This window comes from Nocardioides piscis, assembly GCF_011300215.1.
In the GTDB taxonomy this organism is placed as follows: domain Bacteria; phylum Actinomycetota; class Actinomycetes; order Propionibacteriales; family Nocardioidaceae; genus Nocardioides; species Nocardioides piscis.
Genome location: NZ_CP049866.1, coordinates 3,404,165 through 3,420,062, shown reverse-complemented (window position 1 = coordinate 3,420,062; position 15,898 = coordinate 3,404,165). Strand labels below are relative to the sequence as shown.

At 71.0% G+C, this 15,898-nt stretch carries 14 protein-coding genes; 11 read left to right on the top strand and 3 right to left on the bottom strand.

The window, feature by feature from the left end; genetic code table 11:
• Window positions 1-6 precede the first annotated feature (6 nt).
• From G7071_RS16765 to G7071_RS16745, 5 genes are all read left to right on the top strand, one after another.
• Window positions 7-447, top strand: coding sequence for an SAV_6107 family HEPN domain-containing protein (locus tag G7071_RS16765; RefSeq protein ID WP_166320524.1), 441 nt, complete (start codon window positions 7-9; stop codon window positions 445-447).
• Window positions 437-4,261: a DNA polymerase III subunit alpha gene (locus G7071_RS16760; protein WP_166320523.1), complete on the top strand. Its 3,825-nt coding sequence runs from the start codon at window positions 437-439 to the stop codon at window positions 4,259-4,261. Before G7071_RS16765 ends, G7071_RS16760 begins: the two co-directional genes overlap by 11 nt.
• A gap of 37 nt (window positions 4,262-4,298) precedes the next feature.
• Window positions 4,299-5,033 carry a methyltransferase domain-containing protein gene (locus G7071_RS16755; protein ID WP_166320522.1) on the top strand — a complete coding sequence of 245 codons (735 nt, stop codon included), beginning with the start codon at window positions 4,299-4,301 and terminating at the stop codon, window positions 5,031-5,033.
• A 30-nt stretch (window positions 5,034-5,063) separates the two neighbouring features.
• Window positions 5,064-6,242 carry a DNA polymerase IV gene (gene dinB / locus G7071_RS16750; protein ID WP_166320521.1) on the top strand — a complete coding sequence of 393 codons (1,179 nt, stop codon included), beginning with the start codon at window positions 5,064-5,066 and terminating at the stop codon, window positions 6,240-6,242.
• Window positions 6,243-6,322: 80 nt separating this feature from the next.
• Complete coding sequence (locus G7071_RS16745) at window positions 6,323-6,775, top strand: DUF3040 domain-containing protein (protein WP_166320520.1); 453 nt, start codon at window positions 6,323-6,325, stop codon at window positions 6,773-6,775.
• A 40-nt stretch (window positions 6,776-6,815) separates the two neighbouring features.
• Here the strand turns inward: G7071_RS16745 and G7071_RS16740 are convergent, their stop codons facing one another.
• Both G7071_RS16740 and G7071_RS16735 read right to left on the bottom strand, forming a co-directional pair.
• On the bottom strand, window positions 6,816-9,179 hold the full coding sequence (locus G7071_RS16740) for a transglutaminase TgpA family protein (protein ID WP_166320519.1): 2,364 nt from the start codon (window positions 9,177-9,179) through the stop codon (window positions 6,816-6,818).
• Window positions 9,176-10,105, bottom strand: coding sequence for a DUF58 domain-containing protein (locus G7071_RS16735; protein ID WP_246210101.1), 930 nt, complete (start codon window positions 10,103-10,105; stop codon window positions 9,176-9,178). The genes G7071_RS16740 and G7071_RS16735 overlap by 4 nt, the downstream gene beginning before the upstream one ends.
• On the opposite strand from G7071_RS16735, the gene G7071_RS19470 reads away from it, so the two are divergent.
• Window positions 10,085-10,342 carry a hypothetical protein gene (locus G7071_RS19470; RefSeq protein ID WP_246210098.1) on the top strand — a complete coding sequence of 86 codons (258 nt, stop codon included), beginning with the start codon at window positions 10,085-10,087 and terminating at the stop codon, window positions 10,340-10,342. The genes G7071_RS16735 and G7071_RS19470 overlap by 21 nt on opposite strands.
• Before the next feature lie 81 nt (window positions 10,343-10,423).
• Here G7071_RS19470 and G7071_RS16730 read toward each other — a convergent pair whose 3' ends face one another.
• The gene (locus tag G7071_RS16730; RefSeq protein WP_166320518.1) at window positions 10,424-11,401 is read right to left on the bottom strand and encodes an AAA family ATPase; all 978 of its coding nucleotides are present in this window, start codon (window positions 11,399-11,401) and stop codon (window positions 10,424-10,426) included.
• Window positions 11,402-11,709: 308 nt separating this feature from the next.
• Between G7071_RS16730 and mraZ the strand changes: the two genes are divergently transcribed.
• The 5 genes from mraZ (at window position 11,710) to G7071_RS16705 (ending at window position 15,886) form a co-directional block, all read left to right on the top strand.
• On the top strand, window positions 11,710-12,138 hold the full coding sequence (mraZ, locus tag G7071_RS16725; protein ID WP_166320517.1) for a division/cell wall cluster transcriptional repressor MraZ: 429 nt from the start codon (window positions 11,710-11,712) through the stop codon (window positions 12,136-12,138).
• A 209-nt stretch (window positions 12,139-12,347) separates the two neighbouring features.
• On the top strand, window positions 12,348-12,512 hold the full coding sequence (locus tag G7071_RS16720; RefSeq protein WP_166320516.1) for a hypothetical protein: 165 nt from the start codon (window positions 12,348-12,350) through the stop codon (window positions 12,510-12,512).
• A gap of 6 nt (window positions 12,513-12,518) precedes the next feature.
• Entirely contained in the window at window positions 12,519-13,505 is a 987-nt protein-coding gene (rsmH, locus tag G7071_RS16715; RefSeq protein ID WP_166320515.1) for a 16S rRNA (cytosine(1402)-N(4))-methyltransferase RsmH, read from the top strand.
• Complete coding sequence (gene ftsL, locus G7071_RS16710) at window positions 13,502-14,041, top strand: cell division protein FtsL (protein WP_166320514.1); 540 nt, start codon at window positions 13,502-13,504, stop codon at window positions 14,039-14,041. The genes rsmH and ftsL overlap by 4 nt, the downstream gene beginning before the upstream one ends.
• A 69-nt stretch (window positions 14,042-14,110) precedes the next feature.
• Complete coding sequence (locus G7071_RS16705) at window positions 14,111-15,886, top strand: peptidoglycan D,D-transpeptidase FtsI family protein (protein WP_246210096.1); 1,776 nt, start codon at window positions 14,111-14,113, stop codon at window positions 15,884-15,886.
• The last annotated feature ends 12 nt before the right edge of the window (window positions 15,887-15,898 follow it).

Below are 15,898 nucleotides of genomic sequence, written 5' to 3'. Positions count from 1 at the left end.
CCTGGGATGTCGACGACCAATCCCCACCTGCTGCCAGCGACCACCCACTCCTACCTCTCCTTGGCGGCCGAGTCGCTCCAGGAGGCGATCACCGCACGCGACGTGCCCACCCGCTATGCCTGTGCCCATGTGGCAGCCCTGCGGGCCACGGCCGCTCTCCTCGCAGCCCGTGCCCGGCCAGCGCCGCGCCGGGGACGGCAGAAGAACGCCTGGGTGCTGCTGGCCGAGATCGCCCCCGAGCTCTCCGAGTGGGCCCGCTTCTTCGCCGCGGGAGCAGGCAAGCGGGCCGCCGCAGAGGCCGGCTCCACCCGGGCCGTCACCGAGCGGGAGGCCGACGACCTGGTCCGTGACTCAGACCGGTTCCTGGCCGTGGTCGAGTCGGCGCTGGGGCTGGTGCCCCACGCCGGTCTCGACCAGCGCCTGTCTGGACAGTCCGGTGTCGCCTGACCCGTTCGTCCATCTCCACGTGGCCTCGGGCTACTCCCTCCAATACGGCGCCTCCCACCCCCACACGCTCGTCGAGCGAGCCGCGGAGCAGGAGATGGACACCCTGGCCCTGACCGACCGCGACGGCACCTACGGTGCGGTGAAGTTCGTCCAGGCCGCTCGCCGAGCCGGTATCCGACCGGTGCTGGGGGTCGACCTGGCGCTCGCGCCGGTGGCCGACGCGCAGGGGCCGCCACCGGGTGCCTCCGCCCCCCGCACCCCGGTGCGCGGGGGAGTCCATCGCGACCTCCCGGCACATCGGGGCGGATCGACGAGGGTGACGTTCCTGGCCACCGGCAAGGCCGGCTGGGCGGCCATCTGCCGGATGACCTCCAACGCCCACCTCACCGGGCAGCGGGGCCAGCCGGTCGCGACGCTGGAGTCGCTGGCGCCATACCTCATGGGCGGGGAGGTGATCGTGCTGCTCGGACCGACCTCCGAGATCGGGGTGGCGACGACCCGGCGACGCGACGACCTCGCGCTTGAGGCGCTGACGCGGTGGCGCGAGATCGTGCCCCGCGACAACCTGGTCGTCGAGCTGGTCTCCCACCGGCTGCCGGGCAGCGGACACCAGTGGGGCCCGGGCACCAGCCCGCACGCCGCCCGGATGGCCCAGGTCGCGCGCCGGGCCGGGCTGGGGACGGTGCTGACCAACGCGGTGCGCTACGCCGATCGGCTCGACGCCCCCGTCGTCGACGTCCTCGATGCGTCCCGGCGGCTGGTCGCGCTCGATCGCAGGCACGTCGATCGCGGAAACGCGGAGGGCTTCTTGAAGTCCGGCAAGCAGATGCTCGAGGTGGCCGAGGAGATCTGTCGGCTGGCCGGGCTGGGTGATCGCGACGGCCGGCTGCTGCTGGCCCAGACCCGGGCCGTGGCCGACCGGTGTGCGCTCGACCCGCGCGCCGACCTCGGCATCGGTGAGGTGCACTTCCCCGAGTTCCAGCTCAGCGGAGAGGGCACCAGCGCTGACGGGATGCTGCGCGCCCGCTGCGAGGATGCGATCGGCGACCGCTACGGCTCGGCGCCGCGCCAGCGCATCTGGAAGCGGCTCGACGACGAGCTCGAGCTGATCCGCGGCCTCGGCTATGCCTCCTACTTCCTCACCGTCGCCGACATCACCGACCTGATCGCGCAGATGGGCATCCGCCGCGCGGCCCGCGGCTCCGGCGCCGGCAGCCTGGTCAACTACCTGCTCGGGGTCTCCGGGGTCGACCCGATCCGCCACGGCCTGCTGATGGAGCGGTTCCTCTCGCCCCTGCGGGCCTCGCTGCCCGACATCGACGTCGATGTGGAGTCCGCTCGGCGGCTCGAGGTCTATCAGGCGATCCTGAGCAAGTACGGCGGCGAGCGCTGTGTCTGCGTCTCGATGATGGACACCTATCGCGTGCGCCACGCCGTGCGTGACGTCGGCGCCGCCCTCGGCATGCCGCCCGGCGAGATCGACGCGATCGCCAAGGCCTTCCCGCACATCCGCGCCCGCGACGTGCGGATCGCCCTGCGCGAGCTGCCCGAGCTGCGCGCCAGCGGCCTCGGCGAGCAGCGTCTCGACCTGATGTTCCGCCTGGTCGAGCGCCTCGACGGGCTGCCCCGCCACATCGCCATGCACCCCTGCGGGGTGCTGCTCTCCGACCTCACCCTGCTCGACCGCACACCGGTCGAGGCGTCCTATGCCGGTTTCCCGATGAGCCAGTTCGACAAGGACGACGTCGAGGAGCTCGGGCTGCTCAAGCTCGACGTCCTCGGCATCCGCATGCAGTCGGCGATGGCTCATGCGGTGGCCGAGATCCGCCGGGTCGACGACGAGGAGATCGACCTCGACGACGAGGCGCAGGTGCCCTTCGACGACTCCACGACCTTCTCGATGATCAGCTCGGCCCGGACTCTCGGCGTCTTCCAGATCGAGTCACCCGGCCAGCGCGAGCTCGTCGGCAAGTCCGGCATCGAGTCCTTCGAGGACATCATCACCGACATCTCGCTGTTCCGGCCCGGGCCGGTCAAGAGCGACATGATCACCCCCTACCTCGAGGCCAAGCAGGGCTGGAAGACCGTCGTGCACCTCCACGACGACCTGCGGCCGATCCTCGGTCCCACCCAGGGCGTGGTGGTCTTCCACGAGCAGGTCATCGAGATCATCGCGCTCTTCGCGGGGGTGTCCAACGCCGAGGCCGACGAGAAGCGTCGGGCGCTGGGCGACGCCGAGGGCATGGCACAGACCCGGCTGTGGTTCCACCCGCGGGCCCTCGGCCGGGGCTATCCCCTCCCGTTGGTGGAGCGGATCTGGAAGGTGCTCGAGGCCTTCGCCTCCTTCGGCTTCTGCAAGGCCCATGCTGCTGCCTTTGCCCTGCCGACCTACCAGTCGGCCTGGCTCAAGGCCCACTACCCGGCCCACTTCCTGGCGGGGGTCCTCACCCATGACCCGGGGATGTATCCCAAACGGCTGATCCTCGACGACGCGCGCCAGTTCGGCGTCGGTGTCCTGGGCCTCGACGTCAACGCCTCGGCAGCCGACTACGTCGTCGAGCGCGCCGACGCGCAGGCGGGTCCTGGTGGTGCGGACGGTCCGACCCATGCGATCAGACTGGCGCTGGCGGAGGTCAAGGGCATCAGCGCCGCCGAGGTCACCCGGATCGTCGCTGCCCGGGGTGGGACGGGCCACGAGTGCACCACCCCCTACGCCTCGCTCTCCGACTTCTTCCACCGCGCCCAGGTCTCTCGCCCGGTGCTCGAACGACTGGTGCTGGCCGGCGCCTTCGACGACATCTATCGCATCGGGGGCGGTGAGCAGACCGTCCGGCCACGCGGCCGACTCACCCGCCGCGACCTGCTGCTCCAGGTCGCCGAGCTCGACCGTCATGCCCGCCTCCTCGACCGCACGTCCCGCGGCAGGGGGCTGGCGCGAGGACGCGTCCAGACGACCGCGCGGGCCACGGAGCGGGCCGGTGACGCCGCCGGCCGCAACAGCACCGACCCAGCCAGGAGGGCCGCTGCCCAGTCCAGGGCGCCGGCGCTGCCGCGGCCGGTCGAGTCGGTGCAGCTGACCCTGAGCCTGGGCGACGAGCCGGGCCAGGGTGGTGAGGTGGCGACCGGGCTGCCGGAGATGACGAGCGAGGAGCGGATGCGAGCCGAGCTGGAGATCCTCGGTCTCGACGTCACCCAGCACGTCGTGACTCCCTATGCCGACTTCCTCGACGCACTCGGCAGCACCCGGAGCAGAGACCTCCTCACCCGCCGCAGCCGCTCCCAGCTGCTGGTCGCCGGGGTCAAGGTCGCGACCCAGACGCCACCGATCCGTTCGGGTCGCCGGGTCGTCTTCCTGACCCTCGACGACAGCACCGGTCCGGTCGACTGCACGTTCTTCGAGGATGCGCAGGGACCCTATGCCGCCACGGTCTTCGCCTCCTGGTTGCTGGTCGTGCGCGGTGAGCTGCGACGCACCGGCCGGCGCGGGGTGTCGTTGCGGGCCACGGGTGCCTGGGACCTGCCTGCCCTGCATGCCCTGTGGCAGCGCGCCGGCAGCCGGGACGACGCCCTGGCTGCGGTGCACGCCGAGCTGGCGCGCGTGCCCGAGGGGTTCGCACCTTCCGCTCCGGACCAGCGGCGGGTGCTCGTCCACTCCAGCGGGTTCGTGATGTCGCCATACGCAGACATCAAGCCGGCGGGCGAGGACCCCAGCAGTGCTGGGGTCGCGCTCAGTCGCTCGCTCGTCCCTCGCTCGGCTCAGTCGCCCGATGTCGACCGCAAGCTGTGGCACCGCAGCCCGGGGAGCCCCGGATGAGCCACTCCACCCGCTTCGCCCGACTAGGGTTGCCCCCATGCAGCATCCCTCTGCCAGCGAGCGTCGCCAGTCCGTCCGCACCGGTGTGGTGTGGACCGCCGTCAGCGCGCTGCTGGACGAGCCGGGCTCCTATCCCGAGCAGCAGGCCCGCATCGTCGACATCGGGGGTGGCACCGGCGGCTTCGCCGTACCCCTCGCCCAGCTCGGACACCGGGTCGAGGTCATCGACCCCAGCCCCGACGCCCTCGCCGCGCTCGACCGGCGGGCGCGAGAGGCAGACGTCGCCGACCGGATCACCGGCCAGCAGGGCGACCTCACCGACATGGCCGACCTCGTCGGAGCCGATGGGGCCGACCTGGTGCTGTGCCACGGTGTGCTCGAGGTCGTCGACGACCCGGCCGCTGCGCTGGCGAGCATCGCCTCGGTGCTGCGTCCAGGCGGTCACCTCAGCCTCCTCGTCGCCCAGCGGCACGCCGCCGTGGTGGCGCGCGCCATGGCCGGTCACTTCCAGGCGGCTCGCGACCTGCTCGACGGTCCGGATGCCGACCGACACCGCTTCACCGCCGAGGAGATCGGCCCGCTGCTCGCTGCAGCCGGACTCGATGCCACCACGGTCCACGGGGTCAGGGTCTTCGCCGACCTCGTGCCCGGCTCGCTGCTCGACCTCGAGCCGGGTGCTGCCTCCGCGCTGGCCGAGCTCGAGAGCGCGGTGTCCACGCGAGCCGAATACCTCCCCCTCGCCACACAGCTCCACGTCCTCGCCACTCGCTGACCCCCTCGCCGTCGACCCCAGCGGGGTCCGATGACCAGCACCCCGATCCTGCACGTCGACATGGACGCCTTCTATGCCTCCGTGGCGACCCGCGACCGTCCCGACCTGGCCGAGGTCCCCGTGATCGTCGGCGGGGGAAGCCGCGGGGTGGTGCTCTCTGCCAACTACCTCGCACGTCAGTACGGCGTCCACTCGGCCATGCCGATGACGCGTGCCCGACGTGCCTGCCCGACGGCGGTGGTGATCCCACCCGACTTCGACACCTTCGCCCGTGTCTCGTCCTCGGTGCTGGAGAACTTCCGGCGGGTCACCCCCCTGGTCGAGGTGGTCTCGCTCGACGAGGCCTTCCTCGACGTACGAGGTTCGATCCGGCGGCTCGGTGCACCGACCACCATCGCCGAAGGCCTGCGGTCGGTGATCCACGACGAGCAGGGCATCACCTGCTCGGTCGGGGTGGCGGCCTCGGTGTCGGTGGCCAAGCTGGCCAGCCGCCGAGCGAAGCCGGACGGTGTCGTGGTCGTGCCGCCGGAGCGGGTGACGGCCTTCCTGCACCCGCTCGACGTCGGTGAGCTGTGGGGCGTGGGGGAGAAGACCCAGGCGATGTTGCACAGGCTGGGGCTGATCACGGTCGGCGACGTGGCACACACGCCGCTGCGCACCCTCCAGCGCGCGGTCGGGCACCACCTCGGCGCACAGCTGCACGAGCTGGCATGGGGCACCGACCGTCGAGCGATCACGCCCAAGGCAGGACCGCTCGAGCCGGAGCGGTCGATGGGGGCCGACGAGACCTTCGCCAAGGACACCGACGACCGCGAGGTGGTGGTGCGCGAGCTGCTCCGGCTCTCCCACCGGGTGACGGGACGGATGCGGACGGCCGGCGTGGCAGGACGCACCGTCACGATCAGGATCCGGTTCGCCGACTTCACCACCATCACCCGCTCACGCACCCTGCCCGAGGCCACCGACGTGACGGTGGAGATCTATCGCGCCGCCATCCGGCTCTATGACGCGCTGGGCCTGCAACGGGCGCGGCTGCGGTTGGTGGGGGTGCGGGTGGAGGGCCTGGTCCCGCGCGCGAGCGTGCACAGACAGCTGGTGCTGGGGGAGCCGGAGCACGGCTGGGCCGACGCGGACCGTGCCGTCGACCGGGCCACCCGGCGGTTCGGGACGGCCGCGGTGCGCCCGGCGAGCCTCTTGCGGACATATTGACCGAGCTATTTTCCCCAGCCGCTACCTCCCTTGCCCGACCCGTGCCTAGACTTGCCACAACAGTGAGGTGAGGAGGAATCGTGCCGCTGTCCGAGGAAGAGCTTCGACTGCTCGAGCAGATGGAGCGCGCTCTGGTCGAAGAGGACCCCAAGCTCGCATCCACCCTCCGAGGCACGTCGATGCAGCGTGCTGCCCGCCGCCGCGCCATCGTCGCCGGAGTGGTCTTCGTGCTGGGCGTCGCCATCCTCATCGCCGGCGTGCTGGCCAGCCAGCCGGTGATCCTCGGCATCATCGGTTTCGTGGTCATGCTCGGCGCCGCGACCATCGGGGTCACCGCTGTCCGCCACCCCGCCGCGCGCCACCCCTCTTCTCACCACCACTCTCCGCGCGAGACCCGGCACGAGGGCTTCGGGGTCGTCGACGGCGGCCGTCGTCACCAGCCCCGCCAGTCGCCCTTCCGTTCCCGCGCCTCCGGGTCGTTCATGGAGCGCATGGAGCAGCGCTGGCGCCACCGCCGCGACCAGGGTTACTGAGGCCCGCGACACCGACCGACCGACCGCAGGTCAGGTCACGTCAGCCCCGCACCGCTTCGGTCGTCTCCGTCTCGGTCGAGCCTGTCCGGGTCGACACCTCCCGATCCGACCCGCCTGCCCGCGCAGGACGAGAAGCGACGTGTCGCAGTGAACGCGGAAGCCAACGCGCCCGCCGCCGCACCCGCGGCCCGACGCCGTGATCGAGAGCAGCCTCGATGACCAGCACGTCCTCGGCCGCCTGCTCGATCGCCACCGACCCACCCGAACGCGAGTAGCGCGCTCGCTCGAGCTGCTCGACGAATCGGTCCAGGGCCCGGACAGCGTCTCGGTCCTGGTCCGGCCCGGTACGGGGTCGCTCACTCCTCGACGAGCCTTCCGCGGGTGCGCCGAAGTGGGTCGAGACCCACGCCCCAGTCCGCCGGGGTGAGCGATCTGCGGGCCACTCGTGACCCAGGTCGGTGACGTGGTCCCGGAGCTCGCGCCACAGCTCCTCCAGGTCCCCGCGCAGTCGCCGCTCACGCCGTCGACGGCGGACCAGGGTCGGGGCCAGCACGCCCACGAGCAGCAGCGCCAGGGTGCCGACAGCCACCAGCAGCCGCACCCAGGGGAATGTCGAAGCCTCGTCGGCGATCGCGGTGGTCTCCGGATCCCGGAGCTGGCGCGAACGAGCGTCGGTGGAAGGTGTGTTGCGTGCGGAGGGGGTGGCAGTCGGGTTGGGCGCGAGATCCGCACTGGTGTAGGCAGGCACGGACGCAGCCCTGGCCCCCGGGGTCGGCTCGAAGCGCACCCAGCCGGCGCCGGGGAAGAACAGCTCCGGCCAGGCGTGCAGGTCGTGCGACGAGAACTCGTAGGTGTCCGGCCCGACGGAGTCAGGCCTCAGGAACCCGACGGCGACCCGGGCCGGGATCCCGATGACGCGCGCCATGATGGCCATGGACGCAGCGAACTGCTCGCAGTAGCCGACTCGTTCGTCGAGGAACTCGGTGAGCGTGCCCTCCGAGACCTCCTCGATGTTGGCGGTGCTGTATTCGAAGCCGCCGTCCTCACGGAACCACTGCTGGAGCGCCTGGGCCTTGCGGAAGCGGGTCGTCTGGTCCTGGGTGACCTCGGCCGCGAGGCTGCCGACCTCGGGGGCGATCCCGGACGGAATCTCGAAGAACGACGAGTCGATGAACGAGATGCCTGAGGCAGCCTCGTCCAGCAGCTCGGCATCTGGTTCCACCCCAACTCCGGTGAAGGAGTAGTCCAGCCCCGCTGTCGTCGCCTCCGGGTCGCTGGTCATGAAGTCCATGGTGGACAGGTCGTAGCGCCAGTCACCCTCCACGGTCATCGAGCTGACCTGCGCGGTCGTGGGCAACCACCTCGACTCGAAGTCCTCGTTGACCTCCACCCGGTAGGGCCACTCCTGGCGCGGGGACGCAGATGTGACGCCGACGAGGGGTGGCATCGGGCCGCTCGCGACCTGGTCGTCGGGGATGTCGCGGTCGCCGGGCGTCCAGGTGTTGCCGTTGAACCGGGTCAGGACTGCGATGCGCAGATAGCTGGGGTCCCTGTGGGGAGTGGTCACCTGGAGGAGGGGGATGTCCTCGCCGCGGGCGAGGTCGCGTCGCAGGTCCACCAGCGGGTCGGCGACCTGGATCTCTCGCTTTCCCGGACCAGGACCGTCGAAGAGCGTCACCTCGTAGGTCGGCAGGGCCAGGGGCAGCGCCAGCGCCAGCGCGGTGGCGAGCGCGCCGATCTTGATCGCGGCGCCGACGACTGCGCCGGTGCGGACGGTGAGGCCGGCCCGGTCTGACCCGCCGGAGTCGACCCCGCGGCCCCAGCGGGTGACGCGGTCGAGGTGGACCAGGTGCAACATGGCAAGGAAGCCGATGGCGAGAGCCACGAACGCGGGCCACGTCAGACCGACGCCCGTGATCGACACCGGAACGCAATAGACGGCGAGCAGGAGCAGACCAGCGAGTGGGATGCGCCGCAGGCCTCCGGCCAGCGTGTCGACGGTGACGACGACCGCCGCCCCCGCCGTGATCAGGAGCGGGCTGATTGACGCAGCCTCGACCGGGACAGGCGCACGGAACTTGCGCGTGGAGTCGAGCGCCTCCCCGACCCGGGTGGCGTAGTCGGCCAGGACCGAGGGCGACGGCACCGCTGAGCCGGTCACCCAGCCCAGCACGCACGCCCCCGCCACGGCGGCCGTGAGGAGGAGTCCGAGGGCTGTGGGGACGTGCAGCCACCGGGCGGTCCCGCCGACCAGGGCGATGATCGCCGCGGTGTAGAGCAGGGGCACGGTTGCCTCGGGCTCCATGGTGAAGGCACGCCAGGAGAGCAGGACGATCCACGTGGTCGCCGCCGCCACCGATGCCAGTGCAAGGTTGAAGCCGAGACCTGCGCGCTGCTGCTTCATGACTCCACCAGCTGCTTGTGACCCAGACGTCCGAGGTCCTGCCACACGCCCTCGACGGAGTCACGGGGGCCCATCGACACGGCGCGCCAGCCCGACCGGACCAGTCCGACGGCGGTCGAGGCGGTGGCTGAGGCGCCTGATCGGGTCGCCCACTCGTCGACGTCGAGCGCGATGGCTGCCGACGTGGCGGCGTGCTGCCGAAGACGGTTGAAGAAGGGGACATCGGCGTCGGTGACGGCGCCCAGGATCGCGATGAGCAGGCCTCCGTGGCCGGGCTCGGCGAGCCAGGTGGTGTCGAGGCGGGCGGCCTGCTCGGCTCGCACCACTGCGAGCGCCTCGAGGAGAGGCCCGGTGTTGACCGAGGACGTGCGGGAATGCCATGCGGTCCCCGGCTCTTCGCCGGTGGCGGTGACCAGGCGTACGGCGAAGCCGTGCTGGCTCAGGTGGACCGCGACGGACGCGGCCACCGAGACTGCCGCCTCGAGCGACGAGGCGACCCCCTGTCCGCGGTGGGAGGTCAGCCGGTTGTCCAGGAAGACCGTCGCGCGCGACTGCCACGGCTGTTCCTCACGGCGGACCATCAGCTCGCCGGTGCGGGCCGAGCTGCGCCAGTGCACCCGGCGCAGGTCGTCGCCTTGGCGATATTCGCGCACCGTCACGTCCTCGGCGCTGCCGGTCGTGAAGGCGCGCGGGCGGTTGTCGCCTGACCCGGTCCATGCCCCGCCCAGGAGGATCCCCGGCAAGGTCACGGTGCGGGGCGTGACAGTCAGCGCCGCCGTCGCGTGGAAGGACCGGCCGACCTCGACCAGCCCGAACGGGTCGGTGGCGACCACGGTCATCGGTCCGATGTCATAGATGCCGCGCACGTCGGATCGCACCTGATAGCCGGCGGTGCGGTGCCAGCCGTGCCCGATGCCTTCGAGCACGAAGCGAGGGCGCGTGCCGAGGACGTAGGGCAGCTGGTCCTCGAGCAGCAGGACGCCGGTGGGCGCGCGCGACTCGTTGGTGAGGCTGAGCTCGACCCGCGCGGGCTGCCCCGCGGCGACGAGGTGTGGGGAGACGCTGCGGGTCAGCGCCAGCTTGAAGTGGGACCGTCCGATCCAGAGGGCGGACAGGAAGGGCAGCGCGGCGACGAGGACGCCGACGGGCAGCAGGGGCCCTGACCCACGATCATCGCGGACACGACCGTCGTGATCCCGGCCGCGACGAATGCCCGTCCGCGGACGGTCAGGCAGGCGAGTGCCTCACGCACGGCCGGCGTCCGGGATGGGCACCCCGGCCACGATGGAATCGAGGATCGCGCCGGTCGAACGGCCACTCATGGCCGACTCGACACTGGGCAGGAGCCGGTGCGCGAGCACGGGGCGGGCAAGCGAGTGCAGGTCGTCGGGCAGCACGAAGTCACGGCCCTGCATCGCAGCGACCGCCTTGGCCGCGCGCACGAGGTGGAGCGTGGCTCGCGGCGACGCGCCCAGGTGCAGCGCCGTGGAGGTGCGGGTGGCAGTCGTGAGGGCCACGGCGTAGCGCTGCACCGGAGGCGACACGTGGACCTCGCCGACGATCTCGGTGAGCTTGCGGATCTCGCCGGCGTCGGTCACCGGCTCCAGGTCGTCGAGCGGGTTGGTCGTGGTGTGGGCGTCGAGCATGGCGATCTCGGCCGCCTCGACCGGATAGCCCACCGAGACGCGCGCCATGAAGCGGTCGCGCTGCGCCTCGGGCAGGGCGTAGGTGCCCTCCATCTCGATCGGATTCTGCGTTGCGATCACCATGAAGGGCTTGTCGAGCGAATAGGTCGTGTTGTCGACGGTGACCTGTCGCTCCTCCATGCACTCCAGCAGCGCCGACTGCGTCTTGGGGGAGGCGCGATTGATCTCGTCGCCGACGACGATGTTGGCGAAGACACCACCCGGCCGGAACTCGAACTCGCGGGTGTCCTGGTTGAAGACGGACACACCCGTGACGTCGGACGGCAGCAGGTCGGGCGTGAACTGGATGCGGCGCACGGTCGAGTCGATGCTGCGTGCGAGCGCCTTCGCCAGCTGGGTCTTGCCGACCCCGGGGACGTCCTCGATGAGCAGGTGTCCTTCTGCCAGCAGCACCACGATCGCGGCATTGACGACGTCGGGCTTGCCCTCGATGACCCGCTCGATGTTCGAGCGGACCAGGCCGACGACCCGCGCCAGCGTCGCGAGGTCCGCATCCGGTGAGACCAACGAGCTCAACGGCTTCCCACTCTCATGTCCGTCCCGGCGCCAGGCGGGCCCAATGTGATGGGAACCACCGTATGCCGTCGCGGCAACTCAGCGGTTCCAGGGCGTCCTCCACTTTCTCCCCACTTCCCTCCACCAGGCACCCGTGGGGCGTTCTTCACACGCCGGACCGCGGTGCTGCGGCTGCGCCTGGGCGACAGGACGTCCGGGAAAGCGGGAGGAATCGCGGCAATATGGTTGACGGTGGAGCGATGTGGAGTAGAGTGGAGCGAAGTGGGGGACAGGGTCGGTTTCTCGCATCGAGCAGGGAGGTGGGCCGGATGTTCTTCGGCACCTACACCCCGAAGCTCGATGAGAAAGGTCGGCTCTTCCTCCCGGCGAAGTTCAGGGATCAGCTGACGGAGGGACTCGTGGTGACCAGAGGGCAGGAGCGCTGCTTGACGGTCTGGTCACTGGAGGACTTCGGCCGGCTGACCGAACGGCTCCGTGAGGCGCCGGTGACCAACAAGGGCACCCGGGACTACGTCCGCATGCTGTTTGCCGCCGCCTCCCAGGAGCTGCCGGACAAGCAGGGACGCATCTCCATCCCGGCTCCGCTGCGCACCTACGCGTCGCTGACCAAGGACGTCGTGGTCATCGGCTCGATGAACCGCATCGAGATCTGGGACCCGACCGCCTGGGCCACCTACTCGGAGGAACAGGAGCAGAAGTTCTCCGAGCTCAGCGACGAGGTCTTCCCCGGCATCTAGCCAGCACCACAACTGAACAGCTGACGAGGTCCGCAGCATCCGGTCTCGTGTCCGCTCCCTCCCGTCATCTGACGCACCTTCCCCGGTGTCAGAGGGCACTTCCCTGGGGGAGCGGGCAGGGACCAGGTCCGGCGGCCCGCCAGTCAGCACCAGCAACCAGCAACCAGCAGCGCACTCGCGTGCACCAACAACCGTGTGGGGTCGAAGTCATGAGCAGCACCGCAGTCACTCGCAGTCAGGTGGGCGTCACCGCCGACCGACCGCTGCGGGTGCGCGAACAGGCTCGTGACGCGATCGCGCTGATGGCCTTCTCGGCCACCGCCTCGGTGGGGTTGACGGTCATGCTCTTCGTCCTCGCACAGCTGGGTCGGTAGCAGGGCATGACGCGTCCCAGCCACGCCCCGGTCCTGCTCGACCGGGTCGTTGCTCTCCTCGCGCCTGCCCTCGACCACGAGGGTGCGGTCCTCGTCGACTGCACCCTCGGTCTGGGGGGTCACACCGAGGCGGTGCTTCGCGAGTGTGGGCACGCCCGCGTCATCGGCATCGACCGCGACACCGCCGCCCTCGAGCTTGCGCGCGAGCGGCTGCGTCCCTTCGGAGAGCGGTTCGTCGGCGTACACGCCGTCTATGACGAGATCGCCGAGGTGATCAAGGACCAGGGGCTGGACGCCGTCGACGGCGTGCTCTTCGACCTGGGCGTCTCGTCCATGCAGCTCGACGTGCGCGAACGCGGATTTGCCTATGCCGAGGACGCACCCCTCGACATGCGGATGGACGGCACGACCGGCCCCACCGCTGCCGATGTCCTCAACACCTATTCCGCCGCAGAGCTCACCCGGGTCCTGCGCGACTACGGCGAGGAGAAGTTCGCGCGCAAGATCGCCGGTGCCGTGGTGCGGGAGCGCGAGGTCGCACCGTTCGCCAGCAGTGCCCGTCTGGTCGAGCTGCTCTATGCCGAGATCCCCGCTCCGGCGCGGCGGACCGGAGGACACCCGGCGAAGCGCACGTTCCAGGCCCTGCGGATGGAGGTCAACGACGAGCTCGCAGTCCTCAACCGGGCCATCCCTGCAGCCATCGAGTCGATCCGCGTCGGCGGCCGCGTGGTCGTGGAGTCCTACCACTCCCTCGAGGACCGTCTGGTCAAGCGCGCCTTCACTGCCGCGTCGCGACTCGACGTACCCCCTGATCTGCCGTTCCTGCCCGAGGGGAGCGAGCCGCGCCTGCGGCTGGTGACCCGGGGGGCCGAGATGGCCGACCAGCACGAGATCGAGCAGAACCCGCGCGCCGCCTCCGTCCGGCTGCGAGCCATCGAACGCGTCCGTCCTGTCCTTCCCCCAGCACGGTCCAGTCGAGGAGTCCCCCGATGAGCAGTCCTGCCGTCCCCGTCCGCCACCGGGTCCCACGCATCGCCAACGCCGCGGTCGAGAAGGCCCGCCTCACCGTGGTGCCGCGAGCCCGCAGCCGGGCGAAGCGGGTCCCGTTCGTGACCCTGGTCAGCCTGGTCCTGCTCGCCGGAGTCGTGGGGCTGCTCCTGTTCAACACCTCCATGCAGCAGGCCTCGTTCGCCGCCACGTCGCTCGAGGAGCAGGCGACCAGCCTCGCGGCGCGGGAGCAGACCCTGCAGATGGAGATCGAGGACCTGCGAAACCAGGACCGGGTCGCCGAGCAGGCCCAGGCCATGGGCATGGTCATCCCCGCAGCGCCGACCTTCCTCGGGCTGGACGGGACGGTGCAGGGCGAGAAGGTCCCGGCCCTGCCGGAGGACAAGCTCGACCTGACCCCGCCGGCGCCGGTCAAGCCTCTGGTCCTCGCGCCCGCCCCGACGATCGTCAAGGTGACCGCCGAGCCGGCACCGGTCGACCGGGCCGCGAAGAAGCACCGGGCCCGAGACGCGCGACGCTGACGGCGCGGCTGCGGCCGCCGTCGACCACTGCCACCTAGATTTCCCCTACGACCTCCGGACGGAGTGACCTTGCCGAAAGAGACGACCGCCGCGGCGCGCCAGCGCCTCGACGCACGGCGAGGCGCCCCGCAGTTCAGGCTGCGCTTCGGCCTGATCGTGATCGCGGTCGTGCTCTCGTTCTTCGGCGCGCGACTCGTCCAGCTCCAGGGGATCGACCCGAAGTCCTACGCCGCCATGGCAGCCAAGGAGGGGGTCGAGGAGGTCGTCCTGCCGGCCGAGCGCGGTGACATCCTCGACCGCAACGGGCTCCCGCTGGCCGACTCCATCCACGGGAAGATGGTGGTGGCGGACCCGGCGATGACCGCCGCCAAGGCGCCGGCGCTCGCCACCCTCCTCGCCGAGCGACTCGACGTCGACTACTTCGACACCCTCGAACGGCTCCGTGCTCGCGACAGCCGCTTCCAATACATCGCCCGGCGCGTGCCGAGCACGCTCGCGACTGAGGTGCTCGCCGAGCTGAGGGCCGCTGAGTTCGAGGGCATCTCCCTGCGCGACGACCCCATCCGCGACTATCCCGCCAACGACGTCGCCGCCAACCTGCTGGGCTTCATGGGCACCGACGAGGCCCTCGGCGGCCTCGAGCGGACCTTCGACGCCCGGCTCGCCGGCACCGACGGCCAGGCCCGGTTCCAGGTGGGCGGCGGAAATCGCATCCCGCTGGGGGAGAACACCGTGGTGCCGGCCAGGAACGGCGAGGCCCTGACCACGACCATCGACCGCGACCTGCAGTGGTTCACCCAGCGGGTGCTCGGGCAGACGCTGAAGAAGTACAGGGCGTCGAGCGGCGTCGCTGTCGTCCTGGACTCCCGCAACGGCGACGTGCTCGCGCTGGCGGACGCGCCGACCTTCGACGCCAACAAGGCGGTGGATGCGGACAAGGACGACCTCGGCTCCCGGGCGGTGAGCGAGCCCTACGAGCCGGGCTCGGTGGCCAAGGTGCTGACCGCGGCGGCGCTGATCGACGCCGGCAAGGTCACGCCGCGCACCCGACTGCGGATTCCGGCCAACCTCGCTCGCCAGGACAGGGTCATCGGCGACTGGTTCGACCACGGCAACATCAGGCTGACGCTGGCCGGCGTGATCGCCAAGTCCTCCAACATCGGCACCGTGCTGGCGGCCGACGCCTTCGCCCCGGCCGAGCTCGTGGGCTATCTCGAGAAGTTCGGTCTCGGCCGGCGCACCGACATCGGCATGCGCGGTGAGTCGCCGGGGATCCTGACGCCCGGCGCGGTGATGAACAGCCAGACCAAGGACCGCGTCGCCTTCGGGCAGTCGGTCTCGGTCAACGCCGTCCAGATGGCCGCCGCGGTCAACACGATCGCCAACGACGGGGTGCGCATCACCCCGAGCATCATCCAGGGCTCCGCGACGACCGAAAACGGGGAGGTGGTCGGCACCGACGTCGCGACGCGGACGCGGGTCGTCAGCGCCCGCGCGGCGCGCGCGACGGCGAGGATGATGGAGCGCGTCGTGGACCCCGAGGCAGGCGTCGCCCCCGGGGCCCAGGTCCCGGGCTACCTCGTGGCCGGCAAGACCGGCACCGCCCAGCGCGTCGCTCCCGACTGCGGGTGCTACGACGGTTCCACCAGCGTCTCGTTCGGCGGGTTCGCGCCGGCCGACGACCCCCGCTTCACCGTCTACGTGGTGGTGCACGCACCCCAGGTCGACGGGGGTGGTGGCTCCATCGCAGGCCCGGCCTTCTCCCGGATCATGGGCTTCGCGCTGAGCCGCTACCGCGTGCCGCCGACGGGCGGCAAGCCGTCACGACTCCCGGTGGAGTGGTGACGGGGCAGCGAT